Below are 22985 nucleotides of genomic sequence, written 5' to 3'. Positions count from 1 at the left end.
CGGCTCTCCCCTGCAGCAGCCTGACAAAAAACGCCGTTTCCGAAAATGCCGAGTTTCGGAAACGGCATGAAACACAGCCGCCTGACTAAAAAAGGCCCATACCGAAAACAGGCATTTTCGGTATGGGCATTCAACACAGCAGCCAGCCAGCGGGGTCTACCCAAACAGGGGAGGCAGGCGCGTGGAAGACCACCTGAATGGGTGATGTGAATCCGATTGATTCCGGAGATGGTGAAGAGGTCCAGGAGGGAGACCTTCACTATTCACTTCAAATAATGGCTTCTAAAATTCGGACATTTCACGATAATCGCAAGGACGATAATATAATTATTACCGGCATTCTCTGCGGCGTTTTCAATGTTTTTGCGACAGTTCCTTATGGAATTCGTCAGCGTAGTTGGCGTTTAGCATTTATTCCATTTGCGGTATCTACAGCAATAGGCATGGTAGACAGCGCAATTGATCCAAACAATGAAGATTGGATGAAATGGAACAGCCCTCATTTGGAAATGACAGCTTATTTTGCTTGCGGTTCTACCGCTGCAGCACTTGCTTATCTAAACAAAAAGGAGGAAGAGGAGAGTGACGGACGGGTGCGCGGTTGAGTAGTCAAAAGGTGATGTCAATGATTTGTCGGGAAGCCTGAAGCCATGAACACGGGGCTGAGAGCTATACAAGACCCGAAAGGGAAAAGCAGGGGGCGTTGAGTAGTCGCTATCTATCTCCCGACAAAACAACCTCACACCAATCACACCCCGCCAAGTGCGGGGTTTTTTATTGCAGCGGGGAATGCTTTAAGGAGTTGCACCCAATCGATGCCCGTCTACACGTTGACCACAGTGACGCTGCTCACTGAACTCCTGCTGGCGCTTAGAGAGAGCAACCCTGACGGCTTCAAGCTGTTGCTGAATCTGGGCTTGCAGGAACTGGGCCTGGAGGTCTTAGAAGAGCTAACGCGTGACTTCCTGGTGCCATTGCTCAGCGAAGCAGAAGCTGACCGAATGGTGGCTTGGCACTGGGGTTTGAGCCTCTAAATACAAGTCATTACAGGGCTTTTGGAGCCTTGTGAGCAACATCACAGGCACCTGTGATGCAGGTCAATAACTGGACCGCTGAATCCGGAGATGGTGTGCGTGTCGGAGGGAGACATCCCAGCGACACAAAACACACACCACAAAGAACAATGACTTTCAGCTTTTACTCAAAATTCAACACAAGCTTCACAAAAAAAGCACCAAAATTCACGAATTTTTCCAGTAAATTTACGAAAGGCGTTACCATCAATAAAATCAAAGAGCTTGAATTCGATGCCAGCAAAATCCACTTGGATTTAAATAAGAAGATCCAAGTGGGAATGACTTTAGATCATGGCAGTGTCGATACAACTGAGATCAAAGATAAATTCGACGGATATCAAGAAAATGATAGAAATTCAAAGCTAATAGGATATGTCGGAAAGTTTGATAATGGAGACAAAACTGAAGGGTGCGAAACCGGTGAAATTATTTTGGGAACCGTTGGTCGCCTGGCTGCTGGCCTTGCAGCAAAGGGCCCTGGTGATGCGGTGATTATGGGCAACGTAGGAGCAACCGGTGGTGTTGGATTTGCTGGCCACCTATGTGAAATGGGAGAAAATATCGGTGATTTTGTTTATGATTTGTTTAACGACGATGAAGCGACTACTGACACCTCGGAAGCGGAGGAAGATCCAAGTTCAACTCCAGCAAGTGAGCCAGAAAAAGAACCTGCTAATGAGCCGCAAGATGACGTTTCAGATGAAGAGCCAAATCAATCTTTGCCTGAAGACGATTCTGATGAAGAGCCAAATCAATCTTTACCTGAAGACGATTCTGATGACGAGCCAAATCAATCTTTGCCTGAAGATGGCCAAGGAGAAGACTCATCTACACAGTCAAATAACCCTATTGACGAAGGGCAGGGTGGAAATGATGAAGAAGCGGGTTCGTCTTTTGGTGATACCGATAGCGACATCAACTGGGGCCCAGATGGACAAGCTGGCGGTGAAGACTCATCTAGTAACGGATCTAGTGATCAACTTGATCCGATCACAAACTGGGGGCCTGATGGAAAGCATAGTGAAGCACAATCTACAATGAGTCTTGGCATTGGCATCCTTGATCCATACACTAACTGGGGTGATTCACAATCTGATAAATATGTAATATCAGATTTCTCTGGCATTTTAGGTGACATCGATCCGACTCATAATGACTCTGACAACGATGTATCAAATCTGGTGGAATCAATGACAGCTGTAGTTAGTGATTTCTTTTGATTCATAACCGCCGGGGAGCCTGATGCTCAATAAGTAGATGAAAGCCATAAAAAACCCTGATAGGGAAAGGCAGGGCAGGATGTGTGGTTCCTGATGTAACTCCCGGCAAACAACTCAGATCAATCACGCCCCGCCAAGTGCGGGGGTTTTTATTGGCTACCTCAACTGATCGCTGGAGAGCAGCCAGCACTGCGGGTCCGAAAAGGGGCTCTTTCGGACGTGCAGTGCAAAACGTCTCGGCGCACGCACGAAAACCCCCACTTTCGTGAACGCGCTCAATACAAGCTCAGCCCCTTCATCCTTCCAACTTCCATATCCAGCGTCGTCTCCCCACGCTCAATCCGTAAATAAGCAGACCTAACAACCATCGCGCCAGACTTTCCCATAAATCCATTATTACTCTGATAAGCACGAATTAATGCCCTAGCAACAGAATCATTCACATCATTATTCGCATTCAAATCAACCTGTCTCATCAATAAACACTCGTCATCCTTGAATGATAAGGCGTTCGATATTGATGCTGCCCCTGTTGCGCTGCAGTAAGCACATACCTAACAGCATCAGCAGAATGATCCGGTGCAGCTTTCTCCATATCCTCTGGATTCCGCTCATCTGAAATGCAATAAGGCAACGTCTGCCATAAGCTCTCACATCGCTCTGAAATAAACAGCCCAGGCCCATCACTGCCCGCTTGCCACAGCAAACTTTTCATCAACTGCCATCCCACCGCACGACTGCTCTTCGGACTCCCTGTTACCTCCCAGCCATACTTTGAAAACTCAGAAGAAAGAGTCACTGGGTCCGTATATCCTCCAAACCCCAACTGCGCAGTAACGGCAGAATCCATCACTACTCTCCGCTTATCAATACTCCTAAACACCATTCCATGACGCGCATACAAATCCCGCACTCTTGCAACAAACTGCGGGGCAGTCAGTGAGCGATCACCCCTATTCCATTCTCTCGATCCGTCCGGTTGAATCGAGCAAACATATTCCTCGTCGACAACAACCCAACTGCCTCTCGGTATATGGCGTTCCCCGACCCACATTCCCTCCTGCACCTCTGCCATGAGCACGACGCATGCAGGGCTTGCCGTTCCCCAGTCACCACCAACCCAGCAATAACGTCCTCTGCTTTCGTTCCTCAGCACTCCATCGCCGTCAAGCGTCCATGGAATCTGGAAATCACCGGGCAGCATTGATCGCTCAATGCTCAGACAACTTCCAAAAAATCCAGCGGTGATCTGCCCCCATTCACCCAACAGTTCAGCGGCAATCTTTGATTCATCGCCAAAGCAGCTCGCACGCAGTTCCTGCTCGTATTGATCTGGGTTGGACAGGAATGGATTGTCCCTAAGAGTGGACTTCACCCAGACCGCAGGCTGAGCACCAAAGAACTCACAGTTGAAGATCCTGTTCGGCAGTTGCTTGGTGACGATGTAATCCCTGATCCACCAACTCCCAGGGCCAAGCGGGTTAGCCGTGGCAATGAACTTCGGAATCACAGTTGGATCCGTTGTTCTCATTGATGACCGCGCTCTGAGCACGACCTGCGGATCAGCTTCCTGCCCCAGCTCATCCCAGAAGATGTGCGAAAGGTCTTCACCCTGGATCTTGTTAAAGGCGTCTCCAGCGTCCATATGGATGAGCTTCAGCGTTCCGCCATTGCTCAACCTCCACTGACGTTTTGCCTTGAAATACTTCGACCCAGGCATCAACGTCGGGATCTGCTTGAACAGCAGGTCTTCGAGCTTCGACAGGCCAGCAAGATCACGTCTGATCAACACACCATTGAATGAATCGCCGCTAATCAGCGCGAAATATCCAATCAGCCAAATCATCAGAATTGACTTGCCGCCACCACGGCCACCAGCGAGAACGAGCGTGTTCAGCTCATCGACGGATTGCACCAAGCCAGCAACCTTCCGTTGCCATGGGCTCAGTTGAATGGTTCTGGATTGCTCTGTTGCGCTCATTTGATTGCCTAATTACTTGTCCAAACAGCGTCCAAAACCCTTGAAATGGACGGATTCTTGGGAGCCCTAAAGCCTTAAAAGCTTGCAACGACAGGCATCTGAAGGGTATGCGTCACTGCGGTGATGACAGAGACGCAGGATCAAACATCGATCGCCTGCTGATTCCATTCCTCGGCGCTGAGCTTTCCTTGCTGCTCGCCCTGACTGAGGAAGTCTTTGACGACATTGACCTGCACCGCCTGGACGTTGGCATCAGGAGCAAGCTGATTGTTCAACTGCCGCGCACGGCGATCGTGATGCGTCGAGAGGGCTCGAAGCAGAGCTGGGTCCACTCTGTGCTCAGTGACCTCCTCGACTGAAACCTTGCCACTGGGTTCGATGAACCGCGTCACCGTTTTGAACCCGTGCTTCACCTGTTTATCGATCTCGGCGCGGATCTCCGCTTCTGATTGATTCCATCGCTCCTCTGAAACGGCGATGCGTTCTTCGATGGAGAGTTTATTTACTGGGTGATTCTTGGCTGCCTGTTTGATCAGCTGAGAAACGCGACCTTGAGTTATCTCCAACTCGGCAGCAATTGCATATTGCGGTGCGCCATTGATGTGCATCTCCCAGCACCTAATCATCAGAAATTCGCGTTTCTGCTTCTGCTCTATTGATGCACTCATTTGTATTAGAGCCTCTGATATTGGTTGATTTTATTAGATGTCATTAGGCAAAGCATGCAGGGGGGGGAGGGGGATAGGTATGTATATGCGGTCAATCGGGAATTTATTGCTGAGAACGGTTGTGAGGACTGAGAAAGCAGAGAAAAGCGTCTCGGGAAAACGAATGACTTCCTGATGATTCCCTCAAAATCCTGAGGAATTCCCGATCAGCTACAAGCAAGAAACCTAGTAATACCAACCATTTATAAAGATATTTTCCTTCTTCCCTTTTACACATACCCCTATGTGTGACCCCCAATCATTTGGGTCAAGCGGCATTTGCCTACTGGAGTGAGATGCCAGCTGGCGCCTGACTTTTTAAGCCAACCGTCTTGGCGGAGTTTGGTGAGGTTGTTCCGAAGGGTGGAGTCATTGCGTCCGGGGAGCAGGTTGGCGACAGCGTTAGTGGTGGTTGCGGTGCCCATTTGTTCGAGGTCAGCAATGGTGATGAGAACGTCATCACGGCAATTGCGCACCATTTCGCCTTCCACGATTTGGAAACCAGCAGCCGCGAGGCGGTAAAGAAATTCCCTGGATTGGTATCCGCGAAGTTTGTGCGCAATCCATCGAACGCACTTGGGCTTGTCATCAGAGACGGGTTCGACGCGGATCTCATGAACGGCGTAGGGAATCTGATTGATGTTTTGGCTTCCGCCTGCACCGCCGATGCCTTTGCCTTTGGTATTGCCTGAAGGGTGGTGAAGGTAAAGAGCACTGCAGTGCTTGCCTATAAGCGCCTGAATCAATCGCACGATGGTGCCGACAGGACCGATACCGAAATCAATGCCTGCGAGTTCCAGGACGGCTTTCCATGAGTCGATGACGACTAAGGCGTAGTCGTTCTCTTCAAGTTCGGTCTTGAGTTCTTGGAGACCTGCAGGGGTGACTGACCATGCGCCAGTGCCTTCGATTTCATCAGCCCCCCAATGTTCGATGCCTGCAACCCAGCGAGGGTCATCTGCGATGCCTAGATCTTCTGCGGTGTTTTGGAACATGTCATAGGCACCAGTGCCGCCGTCAGAGCCAATGAAAAGGACTCTGCCTGTGATGTCAGAGGGGATTTCATGATCAAGAAATGGCTCGCCTGTAATGACTGACCAAGCAATGGAAACGGCTGCGGTTGTTTTGCCTGCACCACCGGGACCGAACAGCACTGCATCACGTTTCCACGGCAGGAATCCATGAATGAGCATCTGCTGCTGCTCGCCTTCGCGTGTCTGATTGGGTGCGCGGCCTTTGCGCTTTTTGGTGTGCGATTGGCTGATGGCCAGTTTCCAGCGATCAGCGAGTGCTGAATACATCCGTGTCTCGATGTCTGGCCTCTTCAAACCACGCCAGCCCAGCTCCGAGATGATCGCCATCTCCTTTTGCCACGTGTCGGTGGTTTTAAGCCGGAGATCGAGGAGTTCATCAACTTTCAGGCCAATGAACTCATCAAGGGGAAGGTCGTCTGGATGAGGTGTGGGCTGACCGTTGGCGGTAGGCAGTTCAAAGACCTCAGCGAGATCAGGTGGAGTGGGAGCACTGCTCATGTGATCTGCTCAGCGATTGCATAAACAGCCGCACGGCAAGGAATACCGAGTTCTGTCTGTTGAAACCGCTTGGCATCGTCTGCCATCAGGGCAATGGATTTCAGGTGCTCTTCGACGCGGAGCTTGTGGAGTTGCTTGAGGTCTGCATGCTCACGCCAAATGGTCGGAAGATGCGGGGCTAGAGCAGCCGCTTTTGTTTGCGCATCGTCGATCAATGCGAATGAAGCGGTTAGTTGGTCTGGAGTGGAGTCATAGAAATCAGGAATATTCCATGCGGCATCAAAGGCAAGGAAGAACTGATCAAGGATGGAAGTCCATTCATCGCGTTTGGTCTGAATGGCGAGCAGTTCGCGGGGGCTGCTTGGTGTGCGGCGTTGAATATCGCGACGCCATTGATCGCGTGATCTTGGGCGATGGGGTTTGAAGACAGCTGCTCTGCCGCTATGACCACCGTTGTGGTGAATGAATGCCCAGACGGCTCCACCGATGGTGATGGTGTCACCTGATTTGAGATCAGTGCCGGTGTGACAAAGGATGGTCTCGTCGTTCCATCGACAATCGGAATCTTTGGTGCGTTGGCACACGGGGCAAGGTTGATTGCGTCCTGAAGACTTCACTCAATTACCCCTTTCCAGATTTCGACTTGCTGCGTGAATGTCGTGCCACGTTGCTTTGCAACGCGAGCAACGAAACACATAACTGCCGCTAGCTTTCGATCCCTTTCGACATCGACAAGGGCGTCGTAAGCGGGTGGAAGCGGTAAGGGCTCAGCCCACCAAGGGCTGTCTTTACCTTCGTGCCCCTGCGTAGGGAGTTGCTTTAACATTGCCATGTGAAATGCAAGTAGGTCCCTGGGGTGTTTGGGTTCACCGCCAGGGATTTTTTTGTGTTCAGGTTGGTTTGGTTTCGGTAGCGAGGAGTCCAGAGCAGATCAGCTCGTAGACGGCTTTATTGCGTGAAGCGAAGCCGTATTCGTAGCGGAAGTCTTCGAGACGTTGGCGAGTTCCCGCTGGCACACAGATTGAGAAAGTTTCTGTTGCCGGGGGGAGTATTTTGGCTTGGGTGGACGACATGGAGGGTGAAAAGAGCAGAGCGGTTTAACAGTACCGATAGCACCCCTAAAAAAGGAAACTATATTATTGACTAACCCTTTAGATTGAGCTGAAGCGATATTATTGCTTTCGCGTTATTAGACCCACTAAGCATTAAAAAGCCCCTGTGCGACAGGGGTAAAGCGGTAATACAACTTCAGTTCGAAGATGTGTCTCACGCGGTTAATTCCTGATCGTCTGGGATAACGGCACCGGTGCATCTCCAGATGCTTTCGCCTGGCTTGCGGTGAGCAAGGGCAGCTGCCCCTGTCCCGTAGCGTTGGCCCTCGTTCAGCAGGGTGAAGAGGTCGTTGGTGCCGTCATCGATCAGATAAAAAATCACTTGCTCCTGAGTGGTCATTGATCTGAGGGCTTAGGTCCAGCAAGTCGTTATGAACTTGCTTGCTGGCAGGCGCATCATCCCTGGAGCGAGCGGGGCCATCTTGAGGTGGTGCTTGCGCTGGTGCCCCTGCCGCCGAGCTCCCGACCTGTGCGCTGGATCAGGGTGCCGGAGCTCCTGAGGTTCTGATCAGATCTTCAATCCGCTTGATCGCCAGCGGAAGACCCGTTGAAACATCGCGGACGATCAGATCAGCGCAATCTCTGAGCGGATGGATGAATCGCCGCTCCCCCGGCAGCATCTGCATCACCGTCTGACGCAAGACCGACAGGCTGGATCGCTGGCGTTCGCGCACATCCCGGCGCAGGCGGCGAATCACCCTGATCGGCAGTGATGCGCTCACGTAGATCAGAAGATCGGGACGGAGATGATCCATCAGCAGCTGGGGGCCGAACGCTCCCTCCAGCAGCACAACCTCCCAGATCTCGTTCAGGGACTCCCAGCTGACATCCCTGGTGCCCATGTCGTAACGGCGTCGATGCTGCAGACGTCGCTCGATCAGAGCCTGAACGTCTCTGATCAGCGCATCCCTGTCGATGGCATCGACCGTGTCGAATCCATAGCGCGAATCCGGTGTCCAGTGCTCGCGGTAGTAATCATCCGAGCCGAAATGCACCGCCGGGATTCCAGTTCGGGCAAGCGATCTGCGCAGCTCTCCACTGAAGTGAGTCTTACCCGCCGCGGAGGGGCCTGCGATGCAGATCAACAGGGCAGGTCTGTCCATCAACCGCCCAATGACTGAACGTCAGCATCATCGCGTTCCGTCGCGACTCCTCTGGTGCACAGTGAACCCGTGGCCCGCTTGAGATGAGCTTCGCAGGACATTCGGCCCGCAAACGGTTCGGTCAGCACTGGCTGCGTGATGAACGGATTCTGGATCGGATCCTTGAGGCTGCGGAGCTGGCGCCGGGAGATCGAGTTCTTGAAGTGGGGCCGGGCCGTGGTGCTCTCACCGATCGCCTTCTTAAAAGCCCTGCAGCGCTTGTTCATGCCGTCGAACTGGACCGTGACCTGGTTGCAGGCTTGAAGGAGCGTTTCAGTTCCAGGCAGCAATTCTCGCTCTGCGAGGGGGATGTTCTGGAGGTGCCACTGACGTTGCCAGACGGCTTCCAGGCCTCGAAGGTGGTGGCCAACATTCCCTACAACATCACAGGGCCGCTGCTGGATCGACTGATCGGCCGGCTTGATCGGCCTGTGGATCCTCCCTATCAGCGGCTCGTGCTGCTGGTGCAGAAAGAGGTGGCTGAACGAATCCGTGCCCGTCCAGGGCACACCAGTTTCAGCGCTCTGAGTGTGCGTCTGCAGCTTCTGGCCCGATGTGAAAGCGTCTGTTCTGTGCCTCCTCGCTGCTTTCAGCCACCTCCCAGGGTGCAGTCCGAGGTGATCAGGCTTGATCCTCTGCCGGCGGAGCAGCGCCCTGATCCTGAGCTCTGCCGCAGCGTGGAACGGTTGCTCAAGCAGGCCTTCCTGGCAAGGCGCAAGATGCTGCGCAACACGCTGGCGGCAGTCAGGCCTCCGCAGGAACTCAAGCAGCTGGCGCTGGATGCGGGGATCGATCTGCAGCAGCGACCCCAGGACGTGGATCCGCAGAACTGGGTTGCCCTGGCCAGAGGATTGAACGCAACGGAACGGTCCGGCTGATCCGCCGTGGTTTTTCAAACGAAACACGCTCTGCTTCGTTGCAAATTCCTCTGCTGACTGTGGATTAACCTCCGAATTCCTGTCGGAGCTCCACCGACTTCGCTGCGTCCTGTTCATGACGGCTCCGGTCTGCGTCAGCGCTCCGGCCAAGATCAACCTGCATCTGGAAGTGCTAGGCCTGCGGGGTGATGGATTCCATGAACTGGCCATGGTCATGCAAAGCATTGATCTGGCCGATCAGCTCGATTGTGAGAACGCCGCGGATGCCAGCCTGACCCTCAGCTGTGACCAGCCAGAACTCAGCTGCGGAGAGGACAATCTGATCCTGCGGGCGGCACGGCTGCTGCGTGAACGATCCGGATTCAATGAACTGGGCGCACGCATGCATCTGCACAAGCGCATTCCCATCGGCGCCGGCCTCGCCGGGGGGTCGAGTGACGGAGCAGCAGCACTGGTGGCCCTGAACACCCTCTGGGGGCTGGGCCTGAGCGCTGCCCAGCTCGAAACGCTGGCAGCCGAACTCGGGTCCGATATGCCGTTCTGTATCGCCGGCGGCACCCAGCTTTGTTTCGGCCGGGGAGAACGGCTTGAAGTTCTGCCGGCAGTCTCGGCGCCGATGGGAGTTGTTCTGGTGAAGGATCCATCCATCAGCGTGTCGACGCCATGGGCCTATGGCGAATGCAAACGCCAGCGGCGTGATCATTACCTCGAGGGAGAGCCAGCATTTGAGCGGCGTCGTGAGTCCCTGCGCTCATCTTCATGGTTGCAACCGCTGCGAGCTCAGGTCCCTCCACCCCTGCGCAACGATCTGCAGGAGGTGGTGGAACCGCAGAACACCTCTGTGCAGCATGCGCTGAAGCTGCTTGAACCTCTTTCGGGACAGATCGGTGTGGCCATGAGCGGTTCGGGCCCCAGTTGCTTTGCTCTCTTTCAGAACCGCAACGCTGCAGAACGGGCCCGTCAGGATTCTGACCAGCTGTTTCAGGATGCGGGGTTGCAATCCTGGAGTTGTTCTCTAATTCCACACGGCGTCAGGCTGGTGACATGACTGACAGCGACACAGCCAGCGCGAAACCACGCAAGGGACCCCTCAGTTTCCTGTCAGGTTCCGTCACCAGCCTTGTGCTGGCCTGGTTGAGTTTCGGTCTGAGCAAAAAAGTGGTCGTCTACCTGGCGACACACTCTTCCAACTTCAGCAGCAGCACAGCCCAGAACATCGCGTCTGCCATGAAGACGCTGTTCATCGGCATGTGTTTCCTGGCCACATTCAGCTTCGCCTTCATCGGACTGGGCCTGTTCCTGGTGTTTCTTCGCAGTCTTTTCATGAAGGGAGAGGTCGACACTGCCTAGCCTCGGCTGAGAGCCTCTGCGGTCATGACCATCCACGATCTCGGTCAGCTTGTTCTGCTTCTGTCACCGGGGCTGCTTCTTTCGGTGTTGCTGCTCGCCACCTTCGCCGCCGGGGGCTGAACACACCTGGACTGAGATAGCTTGGCCGCTGACGCCGGCATGGCCGGGATTGCAGCAACGCCGTGGCAGGGACGCTTCTCTTCAACGCACTTCGTGAAGCCATCGATGAGGAGATGGCCCGCGATCCACACGTTTGTGTGATGGGAGAGGACGTCGGCCATTACGGCGGCTCCTACAAAGTCACCAAGGATCTCTACGAGAAGTACGGCGAACTCAGGGTTCTCGACACCCCGATCGCTGAAAACAGCTTCACCGGCATGGCCGTCGGTGCCGCGATGACCGGTCTGAGGCCGATCGTCGAAGGCATGAACATGGGATTCCTGCTACTCGCCTTCAATCAGATCTCCAACAACATGGGGATGCTGCGCTACACCAGTGGTGGGAATTTCACGATCCCGACCGTGGTTCGTGGTCCCGGGGGAGTGGGTCGCCAGCTCGGCGCCGAGCACAGCCAGCGACTTGAGGCTTATTTCCATGCAGTTCCCGGGATCAAGATCGTGGCCTGCAGCACGCCGACCAATGCCAAAGGCCTCATGAAGGCGGCCATCCGCGACAACAATCCCGTGCTGTTCTTCGAGCACGTGCTGCTTTACAACCTCACTGAGGAACTGCCCGACGGCGAGTACACCTGTGCTCTTGATCAGGCGGATCTGGTCAGTGAAGGCAGTGACATCACGATCCTCACTTACTCAAGGATGCGCCACCACTGCCTCAAGGCTGTCGAGCAGCTCGATGCCGACGGGATCAATGCCGAGCTGATCGATCTGATCAGTCTCAAACCGTTCGACATGGAGACGATCGCCCGCTCGATCCGCAAGACCCACAAGGTGATTGTTGTGGAGGAATGCATGAAAACCGGTGGCATCGGTGCCGAGCTGATCGCGCTGATCACAGAGCATTGCTTCGATGACCTTGATGCCAGGCCCATACGGCTCTCCAGCCAGGACATCCCCACCCCCTACAACGGCAATCTCGAGAACCTCACCATCATTCAGCCGCACCAGATCGTTGAAGCGGCTCAGACCATCGTTCGTCAGGGGCTCTGATTGATGGCCCGCCAACAGGGCTGGTTCGCCCTCATCCTTGCGCTCGCCATTGCGGCAGCGGCCGTGCTGTCGAGTTTCCCGCTGCAGCTCGGTCTTGACCTGCGGGGGGGCAGTCAGCTCACCCTGGAGGTTCAGCCGGCGGCTGAGATCACAACTATCGGCGCCGAGCAGATGGAAGCCGTCAAGGCGGTTCTCGATCGCCGGGTCAATGGACTCGGCGTCGCTGAATCCACGCTGCAGACCGTCGGCGATGACCAGCTCGTTTTGCAGCTTCCTGGTGTCACCGATCCCACTCGAGCCGCAGACGTGCTCGGGAGCACAGCACTGCTGGAGTTCAGGGCGCAGCAGCCGGACACGCAGGAGGAGGTTCAGAGCCTGCGTCAGCTGAGAGCCCAGTTGCTGAGTGTGCTCGACACGCGATCCGCAGAGGATGATCCCGAGCTCAACGCAGAGGAGCAGAAGGAGCTTGAGAAACGTCAGAAGGAACTGGGTCTTGAAGGAACAGCCAAATCAGAAACTGAACAGCTGGAGCAGCTGCTTGAGAGAACCAACAGGGAAATTCTTGATCGCTTCGAGCCCACGGCCTTCACCGGCAAGCAACTGATCAGCGCAGGTCGTCAGCAGCAGCAGAACGGTTCCGGGTGGGAGGTGACGCTGAATTTCAACGCCGAGGGCGGAGAGAAATTCGCCCAGCTCACCCAGTCGATCGCCGGCACGGGACGGCTGCTGGGCATTGTTCTCGATGGTGAACTGATCAGTGAAGCCAGCGTCGGCCCTCAGTACAAGGCCGCGGGGATCTCCGGTGGCACGGCATCCATCTCCGGCAATTTCACCGCGGAGGATGCCCGTGACCTCGAGGTTCAGCTCCGGGGTGGTTCGCTTCCCTTGCCGGTGGAGATTCTCGAGGTGCGCACCATCGGGCCGTCACTGGGAGCTGAGAACGTGCGACGCAGCCTGATCGCCGCTCTGTCGGGTCTGGTCCTCGTCGGCGTTTTCATGCTGCTGATCTACAGACTCGCCGGTGCTGTGGCCGTCATGGCTCTCAGCCTGTACGCCCTGTTCAACCTGGCGGTGTATGCCCTGATTCCTGTCACGCTGACGCTTCCTGGCATCGCAGGGTTCATTCTGAGCATCGGAATGGCGGTCGACGCCAACGTGTTGATCTTCGAGCGCATCAAGGACGAACTGAGGCGAGGCAACACCTTGATCCGATCCATTGAGACAGGGTTCTCCGAAGCCTTTTCCTCAATCGTTGATGGTCATCTGACCACGCTGATCAGTTGTGCAGCCCTCTTTTCCCTGGGCACAGGCCTCGTGAAGGGTTTTGCGGCAACGCTCGGCATCGGTGTTCTGCTCAGCCTGTTCACTGCGCTGACCTGCACCCGCACCCTGTTGCGCTTCCTGATGAGTTACCAGGGTCTGCGGCGTGCGACGAATTTCCTGCCTGCAAGGCAACTCCCAACGACAGCGTCCTGAGCCATGGCTTTCAATTCATCCGGATCTGAAGAGCGACCTCTGCGCTTCCCGCTCACAAGCCGGCGACGACAGGTCTGGCTCGTGTCGGCTGTCTGCGTCTTGCTGAGTCTGATGGGGATCGTGCGCAGCTGGACTGACCCTCAGATCGGACTGCCTCTGAGACCGGGACTCGATTTCACTGGAGGAACTCAGATTCAGCTCGAGCGAAGCTGCGCTGACACCTGCGACCAGCTCAGCACCATCGCGGTTGAGGATGCCCTTCAGCGGGTTGACCTGCCGGCACCGGAAGGTCAACCATCACCCAAGCTGGAGAACGCCAGGGTTCAGCTCCTGGATCGAGGTCAGTCGATCGTGCTGCGCATGCCCGCACTCTCCGCTGGCCAGGGCCAGTCGGTGATTGAAGCGCTTGAGCCCGTAGCCGGTCCCTTCGAAGCCGGGGGGCAGTCCGTCGACACCATCGGGCCCAGCCTGGGCGGTCAGCTGTTGCGCAGCAGTCTGATTTCGCTGCTGGTTGCGTTTGCAGGAATTGCTCTCTACATCACCGTTCGCTACGACCCTCGCTACGCCTTTCTGGCCCTGGTGGCCCTGGCACACGACATCGTGATCGTTTGTGGAATTTTCGCCTGGCTCGGGCTCACCACCGGTCTGGAGGTCGACAGTCTGTTCGCTGTTGCCTTGCTCACCATCGCCGGCTATTCGGTGAATGACACGGTTGTGGTCTTCGACAGAATCCGCGAACGCCAGCGGATCGATGGCGACCTGCCGCTCTCCACGCAGGTTGACCGTGCTGTTTCAGCCACGCTGACCAGAACGATCTACACAAGCGGTACCACACTGCTGCCCTTGTCGGCTCTCATTCTGTTCGGGGGTTCAACGCTCTACTGGTTCGCCATTGCCCTGGCGCTTGGTGTGATCATCGGCAGCTGGTCAAGCATCGCCCTCTCGCCTTCTCTTCTGAGCATCTGGCCCTCACGCTCCGGTGCCGCTGCCAGTGCCTGAAAGCGCAGCCCGGGCAACGCTTCGATCCCAGCGCTGGATCCCTCTGTTGTTGCTTCTGCTGGCACTGAGTGATCTCAGAACGGAACTGCGACTGCTGGCGGACCAGATCACCTTCACCTCATTGATCTTCGCGGTGCGCCATCACCTGCTCGCAGTGGTGGTGCTGCTCCTGCAACCGTCTCTCTGGCGCCGCTACGGCCCTCGATGGCGCAGTGCTAATAGCGAAACTGCCGATAAGCCCTGATTCCCAGAGAGTTCCGCTGATCCGGAGAGAGGTCGGCATTTTTTTCAACGTCGAATTCCAGGCAGTTGAAGCGTCGGTAGGACGCCACCTGAGTGCACTGCCGCCGGGGGCGCTCACTGGTCTGGACCCGCACGTCCTCAACCATTTTGGTGGTGGGAAGCCCTTTATCCAGGCCGGCATCCGCTGCCCTTGAAGCGTCGTTCAAGGGAGTCTGCTGAAAGGAGCAGAGCTCTTTGGCGAGATCCGTTGCCGCCTTCTCGAGACAGCTTTCATAGGCGGCTTCGATCCGGGCTCTCCGCTTCTCATCAGCCAGAAGTTCGAGTTTGCGTCGTTCCTGAAGTGTGAGAGGTCTTGATCTGCGAACGCGTTGCCTGGACGTGACGGTGAAGTTCCCGCCCTCCTGGATCCAGCGTTTGGATGCCTGCTCCGCCTCCGCTTGTGTTGGGTAGGCGGGAATAGGGAGCTGAGCCTCACTGGAGGCCGTGCTGCGGCGCAGATTCGCGTAGAAGAATCCTGCGTAGATCAGAAGGCCCAGTATTCCGCTTCCGGCCACCGTTGCGAACACCATCAAAGAGGAGGGCCGCTCCACGGATCTCGCTCAGAGAGGGTGAAAACTAGCAGCCTCCCGCGGCTGCCCGCTGCCCTGATGCGTTGTGCTGTCACGCTTCTGCCTATTCTGCCCGCGTTGTCAGAAACCACCGCCATGTCGCTTGATCTGGATGCCAAGAAGACACTGCTGCGGAAAATTCCCCATGGCCTTTTCATCTGCGGAGTCGCGGAAGGTGATGAGGTGAATGGATTCACCGCCAGCTGGGTGACCCAGGGATCATTTGAGCCCCCCCTGGTCGTCATGGGAGTGCGTGCCGACAGCACCAGCAACGGCATGATTCAGCGCACCCGACGTTTTTCCCTGAACGTGCTGGCTGCAGACCAGAAGAATCTGGCTGCGACATTCTTCAAACCCCAGGCGGCTGTTGGTGGTCGCTTCGAGGCGGCTCCCTTCGAGCTCGGCTCCCTCGGTCTGCCGATCCTGAAGGATGCACTCGGTGGTGTGGAGTGTGAACTGGTGGGCGAGCTGGCCCATGGCGACCACACCGTGTTCATCGGCGAGGTGAAGTCAGCTGTGCTTCATCGAGACGGTGACGCGCTCGAGCTGAGCAGCACCGGCTGGCAATACGGCGGCTGATCTGCTCCTTCAGCTCCAGCGGTCCATGATCTTGCCGACCACCACCTGCTCCATCCCCACCTGAAGCACCACCACGAGTGGCAACGCTAGGAGAACGCCGGGCAAGCCCAGCAGAGCCCCCAGGCTCAGCTGGGCTGTGAGGGCAATCGTGGGCAGGAGATTCACCGTGCGCCTGAGCAACAGCGGAGTGAGCACAAAGGCTTCCAGGTTCTGCAGTGCGAGGCGCAGCACAAGCACCTGGAGCATCAGCTCCGGAGAGATCATCAGCGCCAGGCTGAGAGGAAGCAGTGTTGCCGCTGTAGGGCCGATCGTGGGAACGAAGGTCAGCAGTCCGCAGATCAGTGCCGAGAGCAGCGCCAGTGGGACGCCCAGAAGCGCCAGCCCAGCCCAGGTGCACAGAAACATCGCCACAGCGGACAGGGTCATGCCAGCCAGCCAGCCACCCAGAGCGGTGCGGCACTGGTCCAGCAGCTCCTCCATGGATGCACGGGCGGGCCGCGGTGTCGCAGCAACCACCATGCGTCTGTGAGCCAAGGGATCCAGGGCCAGCAGCACAGCCAGCAGGCTCATCAACAGCACCTGAACCAGACCGTTGGCGGCTCCGCCGGCCACGCCAAGCAACTGGAATCCGAATGGCTGAATACGTTCCCAGCTGAACTGGTCGGGCAGGTCCTGAGCAAGATTTCCGAGCAGAGGTTGATCGGACAGCAGAGCCTGAACCTGAGCGAACAGCGAGGGCAGCAGTGTGGTGAGCTGTTCGAACTGGTTGATCAACTGCGGCAGCAGCTGCTGCATGACCAGCAGACCGCCCACGATTCCGATCAGCAGCACCGTCAGGAGCGCGATCGGACGCGGGATCCGATGTCGACTGATCAGATGGTGAACGGGAACATCCAGGGCCACAGCCAGAACGACCGCACCGAACAGCACCAGCAGTACCCAGCGCAGCTGCCATGTCAGTAGAGCAAGCACCACGAGGGTGAGAGCCGCCAGCAGATTGCTCGGGTTCATGCGGCTGCGCGGCGCTTCTTCCAGGGATCCAAGAGGTCGTGAATCACGATCTCGCGGATCAGAACCTGCATCACCACCGCCAGTGGCAGGGCCATCAGCAGCCCGAGTGGTCCAAACAGAACCGTGAAGATGAACTGCGCTGTAAGCGTGAGACCAGGAAGCAGGTTCACCTGGTGCTGCATCACCGAGGGTGTGATCACATAGCTTTCAACGTTCTGGATCACCACATAAAGCCCCAGGACGGCAACAGCCTTCCAGGGAGCATCAAGCAGAGCAACCGCCATCGGGAACACGGTGCTGAGAGTGGGCCCGACGTTGGGAATGACATTGAGCAGTCCGGCCAGCAGTGCGTTGGCCATCACCAGTTTCACGCCGAGCAGTGACAAGCCGATTCCGGCCAGGAGCCCCACGCAAAGGGAACTGATCAGCACGCCGATCATCCAGCTGCTGAGGGCTTCGCCGCATTGCAGCAGAATGGTTCCGGCGCGTCTCCGATAGAACGAGGGCACGAGTTGAATGGTCACATTGCGGTAGGCCTCAGGCTGGATCGACACCATCAGAGCGACGGCGATCACAAACAACAGCTGAACAAGCCCGCTGCCGAGATTGCTGGCAAGGCCGAGCAATCCTTTGATGCCTCCGCTCACTCCGGACGCCAGGGCTGTGCTGCTGGGGAGGGACGACAGGCCTCCCGGCACCAAACGCGATCCAATGTCCGATGGGGTGTCTGCTCCGTACACCAGTGATGACGCATGACTGATCCAGCCCATCACGATCTGCTGGAGCTCACGCGCTGCATCGGGCAGCTGCACCAGCAACTGCTGGAACTGGCTGAAGAAGGGGGGAATGATCACAGCCACTGCAATCGCCACGATCAACAGAAGGCCAAGAAGGCAGAGGCTCAGCGCCAATGGCCGCTGAATCGCCCAGCGTCTGCGAATGGCCCCCACAATTGTGCAGATCGCCATGGCCAGAACCACAGCGGCAAACAGATGGATCAGAACCTCACGGAGACTCCAGAGCAGAAGCCCGGATGTCAGCAATGCCGCAAGTCCGAGCCAGTGCTGAAATTTCACCCGTCCGTTCCTTCCTCACTGGAGGCATTGTCGCCGGAGTTCTGCGAATAGCCCATGCCGTTGGCATCCGCATAACGTTGCGCAAACCTCATGAAGCGCTCGAAATCCGCCTCGCTCTTCCAGGTGTAGGTCGCCTCCAGAGCAAACGGCTTGCCGTTGACAAAACGACCGTTCACTTCACGGGTGACCATCTCACCTTCCTCATCGACCATCCACATGCCGGCGATCGCTTCCAGCGTTTCGGGTGCAAGGGCCTTCGGCTCCTCGAAAACGAATTTGGCCTGACCGGTTCGACCGTCACGGCTGCGGGTCATGCGGATATCGGGAACAACCGGCTCGTCAGTGCCGCGGAAGAACTGAATTGCCGCCTTGTTACCTTCTGCCATGGTTCAAGAGCTTGAAGGTGTGGATCTTAGTTGCAGATCCGCGGAGCGATGTGCCCTTTTTCCAGAAGCAGCCTGGCTGATTGGCTGGTGTCAAGACCCTCGAGATTCACAGTGACTCTCGCTGGAGAACGCTCAAGTTCACGGTCGTAGCAGCTGTCGTAGTAATCGAGCATTGCCAGACAGGCGAGATCCCAGTTCTCAGCATCAATCGCTTCAAGCGCCTGGCGGGTGCGCTGCGGGCCGAGGCGTTTCTGAATCCGTTCGGTGGCTTCGCGCAGATCGGCCTTTCCATGGCTCGAGTAAACCTGCACGAGTCGCTCCACTCGCTCCCTGTCACTGCGCTGAATCTCCAGCACGGGAGCCTTCCGCATCTGATCGAAGAGGCCTTTGGGAATCCTGCAGCGTCCCACCTGGATGCTTTCGGCTTCCAGCCAGATCTCCGTCGCACCGTTTTGATACAGATACTCAAGACCTTCCGCGAGCATGTTTTCGTAGTGTTCGCTGGTCGGTTGTGCAGGCAGGCCGAGATTGCCGAAGCTGCTGCCGCGGTGACTGGCGAGCCCCTCAAGATCAATCACACCTGCACCCTGTCTGTTCAGTTCCAGCAGCAGGTCTGTTTTGCCTGTTCCAGTTCTGCCGCCGAGCACCCGCAGTGGCCAGGTCTGGTTGAAACGATCCAGGACCCAGCGTCGGTAACTCTTGTAGCCCCCTTCCAGAACCGTGACGGGATGGTCGCTGAGCCCAGCCAGCCAGGCCATGCTGTTGGAGCGCATCCCTCCTCGCCAGCAGTAGATCCTCAGAGGAGCAGAAGGTCGGTCGGCTGCCCCGGTAAGTTCAGCAGACAACTGAGCGAGAGCGGGTCCGCAGAGCTGCAGACCGAGTTTGATCGCATCCAGTCGTCCCTGCTGCTTGTAAGTGAGACCGACTTGATGGCGCTGATCGTCTGTGAACAGAGGCACATTCACCGCGCCCGGCCAGTGCCCCTGCATGAATTCCGAGGGAGTTCTCACATCCACGACTGGCCCCGCCGCTCTGCGGAACTCATCGATGCCGGTCAGGATGCTGTTGCCCATGCCTGACATAGTGGGCCAACGCTGAGCCAGTCAGTGCCGGCACAACGCCATGCTCTCCGGACGACCACCAACCACCCAACCCGGCATTGATCAGTTGCTGGATCGACTGGTTTCCGGGTCCTCCCGACAGAAGCGTTCCACGGCTTCAGCGCTGGAGAAGGTCTCTGAGCAGCTTCCCGAAAAGGCGGAGGAGGCTCTGAAGTCCTACTCCCGTGATGGCGATGACTGGGGAGCGGGCTGGATTCTTCAGATCCTTCAGCGCCATCAGCCGGCAGCTCTTGAGGCCATTCCAGGAGTTTCAGGTGGTTGGTTTCATGCGCCATCGTCCCTCGACATCGATTACACGCATCTGCAGCAGGCGCTGCTCAGGGAACACTTCGAAGAGGCTGACCGCCTCACCAGCTGCGCCCTGCGTGAACTGGCGGGTGAGAAGGCGGTGCAGAGGGGATACGTCTATTTCAGCGAGGTCCCGCCCATGGAATCGCTTGATCTGACCACCATTGACAGGCTTTGGGTCGCCTATTCCCAGGGGCGCTTCGGGTTCACCGTTCAGGCACGTCTGCTCAGCGCTCTAGGTGGTCGCTACGAGAGGCTCTGGCCCAAGATCGGCTGGAAGAATGAGGGGGTCTGGACCCGTTACCCGGGCAGCTTCCTGTGGAGCATGGATGCTCCTGAGGGCCACATGCCTCTGGTCAATCAGCTCAGGGGAGTGCGTCTGATGGATGCGCTTCTTCAGCATCCAGGCCTGGCCATCAGAACCTGAGGGTGTTTGATTTCCTCTGGCAGAACGTCAGCAGGCCGGTATGGTCGAAAAGGATGAAACGGTCCTGATGTTCAGCCGATTTCTGCCTTCATTGCGGTGGGCTGATTTCATCCTTCCGTCCACATTCCAGCTCAGTCCGTTGATGGAGCTGTTGCTTGAGCCGGTGGACTGCACTGAGACGTGCTCTCGCCTTCAACTGGGTCTGCAGGAGGCACTGGTGAATGCGGTGCGTCACGGTAATGACGGAGATCCCAGAAAGTGCCTAAGGATCCGACGCATCCTTACGCCGAACTGGTTGATCTGGCAGATCCAGGATGAGGGTGACGGCCTGCCCAGCCATGCCCGGGAGGGCTGTCTTCCCGATCAGCTTGATGCCGATCAGGGGCGTGGTCTGTTTCTGATGCATCAGTGTTTCGATGACATCCGCTGGATCCGTCGTGGCAACAGAGTGCAGCTTGCCTGTCGTCGTCCGGGGACCAGTCAGGGACCAGTCAATGGCGCGGACATCCAGGGTCTTTCAGTTCACCCCTGATCCAGCCGAGGGCCTGCTGGGTCAGCGCTTCAACATCATCATTACGTCCGTTCTGGAGCAGCTGTGCCAATGCCGCAGCCAACAGTTCAGCGCCGCGTCGATCGGCATCTGATTTAAGTCTGTGCCACTCACGATCACTGATGCTCAGGCTTTGATGCAGATTCAGCGCCTGTTCAATCGCCTGTTCAGGCCATTTCTTTGCGGACACGTCGGCGTTTGATCAACAGTGATGCTTCTATCCTGACCTCTGTGATTCCCGGTGGTGGTGAACAGGCGGTTTCGAAGTCGAGGGGCACTGCATGGGCTTCGCTCTGTTCTTCGCTATCAACCCAGGGCCTGGGAAGGGAATGATCGTCGCTCCAGCCGTCGGATCCAGCAGCGCCGTCTGCTGCGTCAGCTGATCGATGCGGATCCCGATGCTCTCAACTGGCTGATCACTCCGGAGAGGGGCCAGCGATTCTGGAGAGCACTGCGCTGGGGGGGACCCGCTCTGTTTCTGGGATGGTGGCTGACACGCTGAACCTCAGGCTGCTACCGCTGCTCCATCGACCACCACCAGTGAATCAGGGGCTGCCTGAAGACGCTCTTCAGGATGAGGCTGGCCTTCCTGCGGTGAAGGAAGGGGCTGGCCTTTCACCCACGCCTGGTAGAGAGCCCGCCGACGGCGATCCTCTGCAAGCACAAGACGATCCGCAGCGGCATTCGGGCTTTCGCCTGGATTCAGTGCCGTTCTCAGACAGATTCCGAACCCGTGTGCTTCAACCTGCACCTTGCCTTCCATGAAGACAACCTGAAACGTCCATCCCCGCAGCCAGCGGATCCGAAAAGGATTCGACATGGACGGAGTCCCTGAGTTTCTGCACCATATGGGGTTCCCCTGCCCGTGCAAGCGTGTTTGTCAGGGAATCACTGCGCCAGCGTGTTCAGGCCTTGGTGGCTGTCCACACCCGTGTCATGAAATGGGATTCGGCATGAACATCGCTGAATCCGGCATCCTTCAGCCTCTGGTCGATGTCATCGATGATGAAATCTCTGTAGTAGGGCTCATGGAACACGCGTCTGAAATTGTCCATGGCCACATCGAACTGAGGTGAATCTTTCAACTGAACCGAGTCAGCCAGAACAAGCACTCCACCGGGTTCCAGAAGTCGATAGCAATCCTGCAGAACCGCCTGCCGGGCAACAGGAGGAAGCTCGTGAAACAGGAACACGCAGGTCACTGCCTGGAAGCCGGCGTCATCAAAGGGCATCCGTTCCGCGTTCCCCTGAACCAGCTGTACCAGAGGTTTGTTGGACTGGTTCAACCAACGGTTGGCCTGGCGAAGGTAGGCCTCGGAGAGATCGACGCCGACAAGGGTGGCTTCCGGCAGGGCGGCCCGGATCTGATGGAGGGTTCGGCCGGTCCCTGTGGCCACATCGAGAATGCGCAGGCTGCCCTGCGGGCGATCTGCAAAACGGTTCAGTCCCGCACGAAGCGAAGGCAGGATCCGACGCCGCATCGCATCGGCGGCACCGTTGAAGAGAATGTCAACCTGAAGGTCATAAAGCTCGGCTGAGTGGTCGCTCAGGTAGCCATCGGTCTGATGGTGAAAGTTCTGGAGGTAATACTCCGGATAGAGATCACGGTTGTTGAGGTCCGGTATGTCCTTGACATCTCTGGCGCGTCTCCTCGCCCAGTTGGACGGCAGATCCAGCCAGACCCGTGGATAGCGACCAGCCCATTCCAGCCAGGGGATATCAAACAGCAGTGACTGTGGATAAACGCCGGATTCAGAGTCCTGCCAGTCTTTCTCGTTCAGCGCATCGAGGGACTGACGCAGCGCGTTGATCATTTCATTTGGAACCGGCCGCGTTTTCGGCACGACATCCGGCGCCACCACCTCCATCACCTTGGTGCTCAGCTCCTTATGCACCAAGCCTGCGAGGCTTCGCCCCTGCTGCATGGTGCGGTAAGCGATTTCAGTGAAGCTGGGCGCCATGAAACGGATCAGTTCCAAGGGGTATTTCAATCGATTGAGACGCCCGCTGTGGACCTCTGGTGACGCCTTCCTGAAAGTTCTGTGAAGGTGCCGTAA

At 56.7% G+C, this 22985-nt stretch carries 30 protein-coding genes; 14 read left to right on the top strand and 16 right to left on the bottom strand.

What is annotated here, in order from left to right; genetic code table 11:
• Positions 1-197 precede the first annotated feature (197 nt).
• The 3 genes from SIB56_RS04780 (at position 198) to SIB56_RS04770 (ending at position 2296) form a co-directional block, all read left to right on the top strand.
• Positions 198-605: a VanZ family protein gene (locus SIB56_RS04780; protein ID WP_413325927.1), complete on the top strand. Its 408-nt coding sequence runs from the start codon at positions 198-200 to the stop codon at positions 603-605.
• Between the two features lie 210 nt (positions 606-815).
• A complete protein-coding gene (locus tag SIB56_RS04775) occupies positions 816-1034 on the top strand; it encodes a hypothetical protein (protein WP_413325925.1) in 219 nt (72 codons plus the stop codon).
• Between the two features lie 56 nt (positions 1035-1090).
• Positions 1091-2296, top strand: a complete 1206-nt coding sequence (locus SIB56_RS04770) for a hypothetical protein (protein WP_413325923.1) — start codon at positions 1091-1093, stop codon at positions 2294-2296.
• A 275-nt stretch (positions 2297-2571) separates the two neighbouring features.
• Here the strand turns inward: SIB56_RS04770 and SIB56_RS04765 are convergent, their stop codons facing one another.
• The 8 genes from SIB56_RS04765 to SIB56_RS04730 form a co-directional block, all read right to left on the bottom strand.
• Complete coding sequence (locus tag SIB56_RS04765; RefSeq protein WP_413325921.1) at positions 2572-2772, bottom strand: hypothetical protein; 201 nt, start codon at positions 2770-2772, stop codon at positions 2572-2574.
• Positions 2772-4277 (bottom strand): terminase large subunit domain-containing protein, encoded by a 1506-nt coding sequence (locus SIB56_RS04760; protein ID WP_413325919.1) that lies wholly within the window; start codon positions 4275-4277, stop codon positions 2772-2774. The genes SIB56_RS04765 and SIB56_RS04760 overlap by 1 nt, the downstream gene beginning before the upstream one ends.
• Positions 4278-4417: 140 nt before the next feature.
• The gene (locus SIB56_RS04755; protein ID WP_413325916.1) at positions 4418-4903 is read right to left on the bottom strand and encodes a hypothetical protein; all 486 of its coding nucleotides are present in this window, start codon (positions 4901-4903) and stop codon (positions 4418-4420) included.
• A 323-nt stretch (positions 4904-5226) separates the two neighbouring features.
• Positions 5227-6516 (bottom strand): AAA family ATPase, encoded by a 1290-nt coding sequence (locus SIB56_RS04750; RefSeq protein WP_413325914.1) that lies wholly within the window; start codon positions 6514-6516, stop codon positions 5227-5229.
• Positions 6513-7100, bottom strand: coding sequence for a hypothetical protein (locus SIB56_RS04745; protein ID WP_413325912.1), 588 nt, complete (start codon positions 7098-7100; stop codon positions 6513-6515). Before SIB56_RS04745 ends, SIB56_RS04750 begins: the two co-directional genes overlap by 4 nt.
• A 306-nt stretch (positions 7101-7406) precedes the next feature.
• Positions 7407-7589, bottom strand: a complete 183-nt coding sequence (locus SIB56_RS04740; protein WP_413325910.1) for a hypothetical protein — start codon at positions 7587-7589, stop codon at positions 7407-7409.
• A 193-nt stretch (positions 7590-7782) separates the two neighbouring features.
• A complete protein-coding gene (locus tag SIB56_RS04735) occupies positions 7783-7968 on the bottom strand; it encodes a hypothetical protein (RefSeq protein WP_413325908.1) in 186 nt (61 codons plus the stop codon).
• A gap of 139 nt (positions 7969-8107) precedes the next feature.
• Positions 8108-8731, bottom strand: coding sequence for a uridine kinase (locus tag SIB56_RS04730; protein ID WP_413325906.1), 624 nt, complete (start codon positions 8729-8731; stop codon positions 8108-8110).
• Between the two features lie 83 nt (positions 8732-8814).
• Here SIB56_RS04730 and rsmA point away from each other — a divergent pair, with 83 nt between their 5' ends.
• The 7 genes from rsmA (at position 8815) to SIB56_RS04695 (ending at position 14883) form a co-directional block, all read left to right on the top strand.
• The gene (rsmA, locus tag SIB56_RS04725; protein WP_413325904.1) at positions 8815-9648 is read left to right on the top strand and encodes a 16S rRNA (adenine(1518)-N(6)/adenine(1519)-N(6))-dimethyltransferase RsmA; all 834 of its coding nucleotides are present in this window, start codon (positions 8815-8817) and stop codon (positions 9646-9648) included.
• Positions 9649-9763: 115 nt separating this feature from the next.
• A complete protein-coding gene (gene ispE, locus SIB56_RS04720) occupies positions 9764-10696 on the top strand; it encodes a 4-(cytidine 5'-diphospho)-2-C-methyl-D-erythritol kinase (RefSeq protein ID WP_413325902.1) in 933 nt (310 codons plus the stop codon).
• Positions 10693-10998: a DUF3082 domain-containing protein gene (locus SIB56_RS04715; RefSeq protein WP_413325900.1), complete on the top strand. Its 306-nt coding sequence runs from the start codon at positions 10693-10695 to the stop codon at positions 10996-10998. Before ispE ends, SIB56_RS04715 begins: the two co-directional genes overlap by 4 nt.
• 182 nt (positions 10999-11180) lie before the next feature.
• Complete coding sequence (locus SIB56_RS04710) at positions 11181-12164, top strand: alpha-ketoacid dehydrogenase subunit beta (protein WP_413325898.1); 984 nt, start codon at positions 11181-11183, stop codon at positions 12162-12164.
• A 3-nt stretch (positions 12165-12167) separates the two neighbouring features.
• The gene (secD, locus tag SIB56_RS04705) at positions 12168-13640 is read left to right on the top strand and encodes a protein translocase subunit SecD (protein ID WP_413325896.1); all 1473 of its coding nucleotides are present in this window, start codon (positions 12168-12170) and stop codon (positions 13638-13640) included.
• Between the two features lie 3 nt (positions 13641-13643).
• Positions 13644-14639 carry a protein translocase subunit SecF gene (secF, locus tag SIB56_RS04700; protein ID WP_413325894.1) on the top strand — a complete coding sequence of 332 codons (996 nt, stop codon included), beginning with the start codon at positions 13644-13646 and terminating at the stop codon, positions 14637-14639.
• On the top strand, positions 14620-14883 hold the full coding sequence (locus SIB56_RS04695) for a hypothetical protein (RefSeq protein WP_413325892.1): 264 nt from the start codon (positions 14620-14622) through the stop codon (positions 14881-14883). Before secF ends, SIB56_RS04695 begins: the two co-directional genes overlap by 20 nt.
• On the opposite strand, the gene SIB56_RS04690 is transcribed toward SIB56_RS04695, so the two are convergent.
• Positions 14855-15472 (bottom strand): hypothetical protein, encoded by a 618-nt coding sequence (locus SIB56_RS04690; RefSeq protein ID WP_413325890.1) that lies wholly within the window; start codon positions 15470-15472, stop codon positions 14855-14857. The two genes, SIB56_RS04695 and SIB56_RS04690, sit on opposite strands and share 29 nt — an antisense overlap.
• A 114-nt stretch (positions 15473-15586) precedes the next feature.
• Between SIB56_RS04690 and SIB56_RS04685 the strand changes: the two genes are divergently transcribed.
• Positions 15587-16069: a flavin reductase family protein gene (locus SIB56_RS04685; RefSeq protein WP_413327130.1), complete on the top strand. Its 483-nt coding sequence runs from the start codon at positions 15587-15589 to the stop codon at positions 16067-16069.
• Between the two features lie 9 nt (positions 16070-16078).
• Here the strand turns inward: SIB56_RS04685 and SIB56_RS04680 are convergent, their stop codons facing one another.
• The 4 genes from SIB56_RS04680 to mnmH are packed head-to-tail and all read right to left on the bottom strand — an operon-like array spanning position 16079 to position 19624.
• On the bottom strand, positions 16079-17080 hold the full coding sequence (locus SIB56_RS04680) for an AI-2E family transporter (protein WP_413325888.1): 1002 nt from the start codon (positions 17078-17080) through the stop codon (positions 16079-16081).
• Positions 17077-18156, bottom strand: coding sequence for an AI-2E family transporter (locus SIB56_RS04675; RefSeq protein WP_413325886.1), 1080 nt, complete (start codon positions 18154-18156; stop codon positions 17077-17079). Before SIB56_RS04675 ends, SIB56_RS04680 begins: the two co-directional genes overlap by 4 nt.
• Entirely contained in the window at positions 18153-18542 is a 390-nt protein-coding gene (gene psb28 / locus SIB56_RS04670) for a photosystem II reaction center protein Psb28 (RefSeq protein ID WP_413325884.1), read from the bottom strand. The genes SIB56_RS04675 and psb28 overlap by 4 nt, the downstream gene beginning before the upstream one ends.
• 26 nt (positions 18543-18568) lie before the next feature.
• Positions 18569-19624, bottom strand: coding sequence for a tRNA 2-selenouridine(34) synthase MnmH (gene mnmH / locus SIB56_RS04665; protein ID WP_413325883.1), 1056 nt, complete (start codon positions 19622-19624; stop codon positions 18569-18571).
• Positions 19625-19664: 40 nt separating this feature from the next.
• Between mnmH and SIB56_RS04660 the strand changes: the two genes are divergently transcribed.
• Positions 19665-20378 carry a GUN4 domain-containing protein gene (locus tag SIB56_RS04660; RefSeq protein ID WP_413325881.1) on the top strand — a complete coding sequence of 238 codons (714 nt, stop codon included), beginning with the start codon at positions 19665-19667 and terminating at the stop codon, positions 20376-20378.
• 40 nt (positions 20379-20418) lie between these two features.
• Positions 20419-20910, top strand: a complete 492-nt coding sequence (locus SIB56_RS04655; protein WP_413325879.1) for an ATP-binding protein — start codon at positions 20419-20421, stop codon at positions 20908-20910.
• On the opposite strand, the gene SIB56_RS04650 is transcribed toward SIB56_RS04655, so the two are convergent.
• Positions 20870-21118, bottom strand: a complete 249-nt coding sequence (locus SIB56_RS04650) for a DUF6439 family protein (protein WP_413325877.1) — start codon at positions 21116-21118, stop codon at positions 20870-20872. The two genes, SIB56_RS04655 and SIB56_RS04650, sit on opposite strands and share 41 nt — an antisense overlap.
• A gap of 54 nt (positions 21119-21172) precedes the next feature.
• Here SIB56_RS04650 and SIB56_RS04645 point away from each other — a divergent pair, with 54 nt between their 5' ends.
• Positions 21173-21430 carry a hypothetical protein gene (locus SIB56_RS04645; protein WP_413325874.1) on the top strand — a complete coding sequence of 86 codons (258 nt, stop codon included), beginning with the start codon at positions 21173-21175 and terminating at the stop codon, positions 21428-21430.
• A gap of 3 nt (positions 21431-21433) precedes the next feature.
• Here SIB56_RS04645 and SIB56_RS04640 read toward each other — a convergent pair whose 3' ends face one another.
• Positions 21434-21748, bottom strand: a complete 315-nt coding sequence (locus SIB56_RS04640) for a copper-binding protein (RefSeq protein WP_413325872.1) — start codon at positions 21746-21748, stop codon at positions 21434-21436.
• Positions 21749-21833: 85 nt separating this feature from the next.
• On the bottom strand, positions 21834-22889 hold the full coding sequence (locus SIB56_RS04635) for a class I SAM-dependent methyltransferase (RefSeq protein ID WP_413325870.1): 1056 nt from the start codon (positions 22887-22889) through the stop codon (positions 21834-21836).
• Between the last annotated feature and the right edge of the window lie 96 nt (positions 22890-22985).

It is taken from the genome of Synechococcus sp. MIT S9503 (genome assembly GCF_047304175.1).
Classification (GTDB): domain Bacteria; phylum Cyanobacteriota; class Cyanobacteriia; order PCC-6307; family Cyanobiaceae; genus Synechococcus_C.
This window is presented reverse-complemented; position numbering and strand designations above follow the sequence as displayed.

Excerpts from the sequence above, each read along its gene's own strand:
- SIB56_RS04715 (WP_413325900.1), top strand. The coding sequence starts at position 10,693 with ATGACTGACAGCGACACAGCCAGCGCGAAACCACGCAAGGGACCCCTC.
- SIB56_RS04685 (WP_413327130.1), top strand. The coding sequence starts at position 15,587 with ATGTCGCTTGATCTGGATGCCAAGAAGACACTGCTGCGGAAAATTCCC.
- SIB56_RS04775 (WP_413325925.1), top strand. The coding sequence starts at position 816 with ATGCCCGTCTACACGTTGACCACAGTGACGCTGCTCACTGAACTCCTG.
- SIB56_RS04750 (WP_413325914.1), bottom strand. The coding sequence starts at position 6,516 with ATGAGCAGTGCTCCCACTCCACCTGATCTCGCTGAGGTCTTTGAACTG.
- SIB56_RS04680 (WP_413325888.1), bottom strand. The coding sequence starts at position 17,080 with ATGAACCCGAGCAATCTGCTGGCGGCTCTCACCCTCGTGGTGCTTGCT.
- secF (WP_413325894.1), top strand. The coding sequence starts at position 13,644 with ATGGCTTTCAATTCATCCGGATCTGAAGAGCGACCTCTGCGCTTCCCG.
- SIB56_RS04755 (WP_413325916.1), bottom strand. The coding sequence starts at position 4,903 with ATGATTAGGTGCTGGGAGATGCACATCAATGGCGCACCGCAATATGCA.
- ispE (WP_413325902.1), top strand. The coding sequence starts at position 9,764 with ATGACGGCTCCGGTCTGCGTCAGCGCTCCGGCCAAGATCAACCTGCAT.
- SIB56_RS04770 (WP_413325923.1), top strand. The coding sequence starts at position 1,091 with ATGCAGGTCAATAACTGGACCGCTGAATCCGGAGATGGTGTGCGTGTC.
- rsmA (WP_413325904.1), top strand. The coding sequence starts at position 8,815 with ATGAGCTTCGCAGGACATTCGGCCCGCAAACGGTTCGGTCAGCACTGG.
- mnmH (WP_413325883.1), bottom strand. The coding sequence starts at position 19,624 with ATGTCAGGCATGGGCAACAGCATCCTGACCGGCATCGATGAGTTCCGC.
- SIB56_RS04730 (WP_413325906.1), bottom strand. The coding sequence starts at position 8,731 with ATGGACAGACCTGCCCTGTTGATCTGCATCGCAGGCCCCTCCGCGGCG.
- SIB56_RS04640 (WP_413325872.1), bottom strand. The coding sequence starts at position 21,748 with ATGTCGAATCCTTTTCGGATCCGCTGGCTGCGGGGATGGACGTTTCAG.
- SIB56_RS04655 (WP_413325879.1), top strand. The coding sequence starts at position 20,419 with ATGGTCGAAAAGGATGAAACGGTCCTGATGTTCAGCCGATTTCTGCCT.
- SIB56_RS04735 (WP_413325908.1), bottom strand. The coding sequence starts at position 7,968 with ATGACCACTCAGGAGCAAGTGATTTTTTATCTGATCGATGACGGCACC.
- SIB56_RS04760 (WP_413325919.1), bottom strand. The coding sequence starts at position 4,277 with ATGAGCGCAACAGAGCAATCCAGAACCATTCAACTGAGCCCATGGCAA.
- secD (WP_413325896.1), top strand. The coding sequence starts at position 12,168 with ATGGCCCGCCAACAGGGCTGGTTCGCCCTCATCCTTGCGCTCGCCATT.
- psb28 (WP_413325884.1), bottom strand. The coding sequence starts at position 18,542 with ATGGCAGAAGGTAACAAGGCGGCAATTCAGTTCTTCCGCGGCACTGAC.
- SIB56_RS04780 (WP_413325927.1), top strand. The coding sequence starts at position 198 with ATGGGTGATGTGAATCCGATTGATTCCGGAGATGGTGAAGAGGTCCAG.
- SIB56_RS04635 (WP_413325870.1), bottom strand. The coding sequence starts at position 22,889 with ATGGCGCCCAGCTTCACTGAAATCGCTTACCGCACCATGCAGCAGGGG.
- SIB56_RS04765 (WP_413325921.1), bottom strand. The coding sequence starts at position 2,772 with ATGAGACAGGTTGATTTGAATGCGAATAATGATGTGAATGATTCTGTT.
- SIB56_RS04660 (WP_413325881.1), top strand. The coding sequence starts at position 19,665 with ATGCTCTCCGGACGACCACCAACCACCCAACCCGGCATTGATCAGTTG.
- SIB56_RS04740 (WP_413325910.1), bottom strand. The coding sequence starts at position 7,589 with ATGTCGTCCACCCAAGCCAAAATACTCCCCCCGGCAACAGAAACTTTC.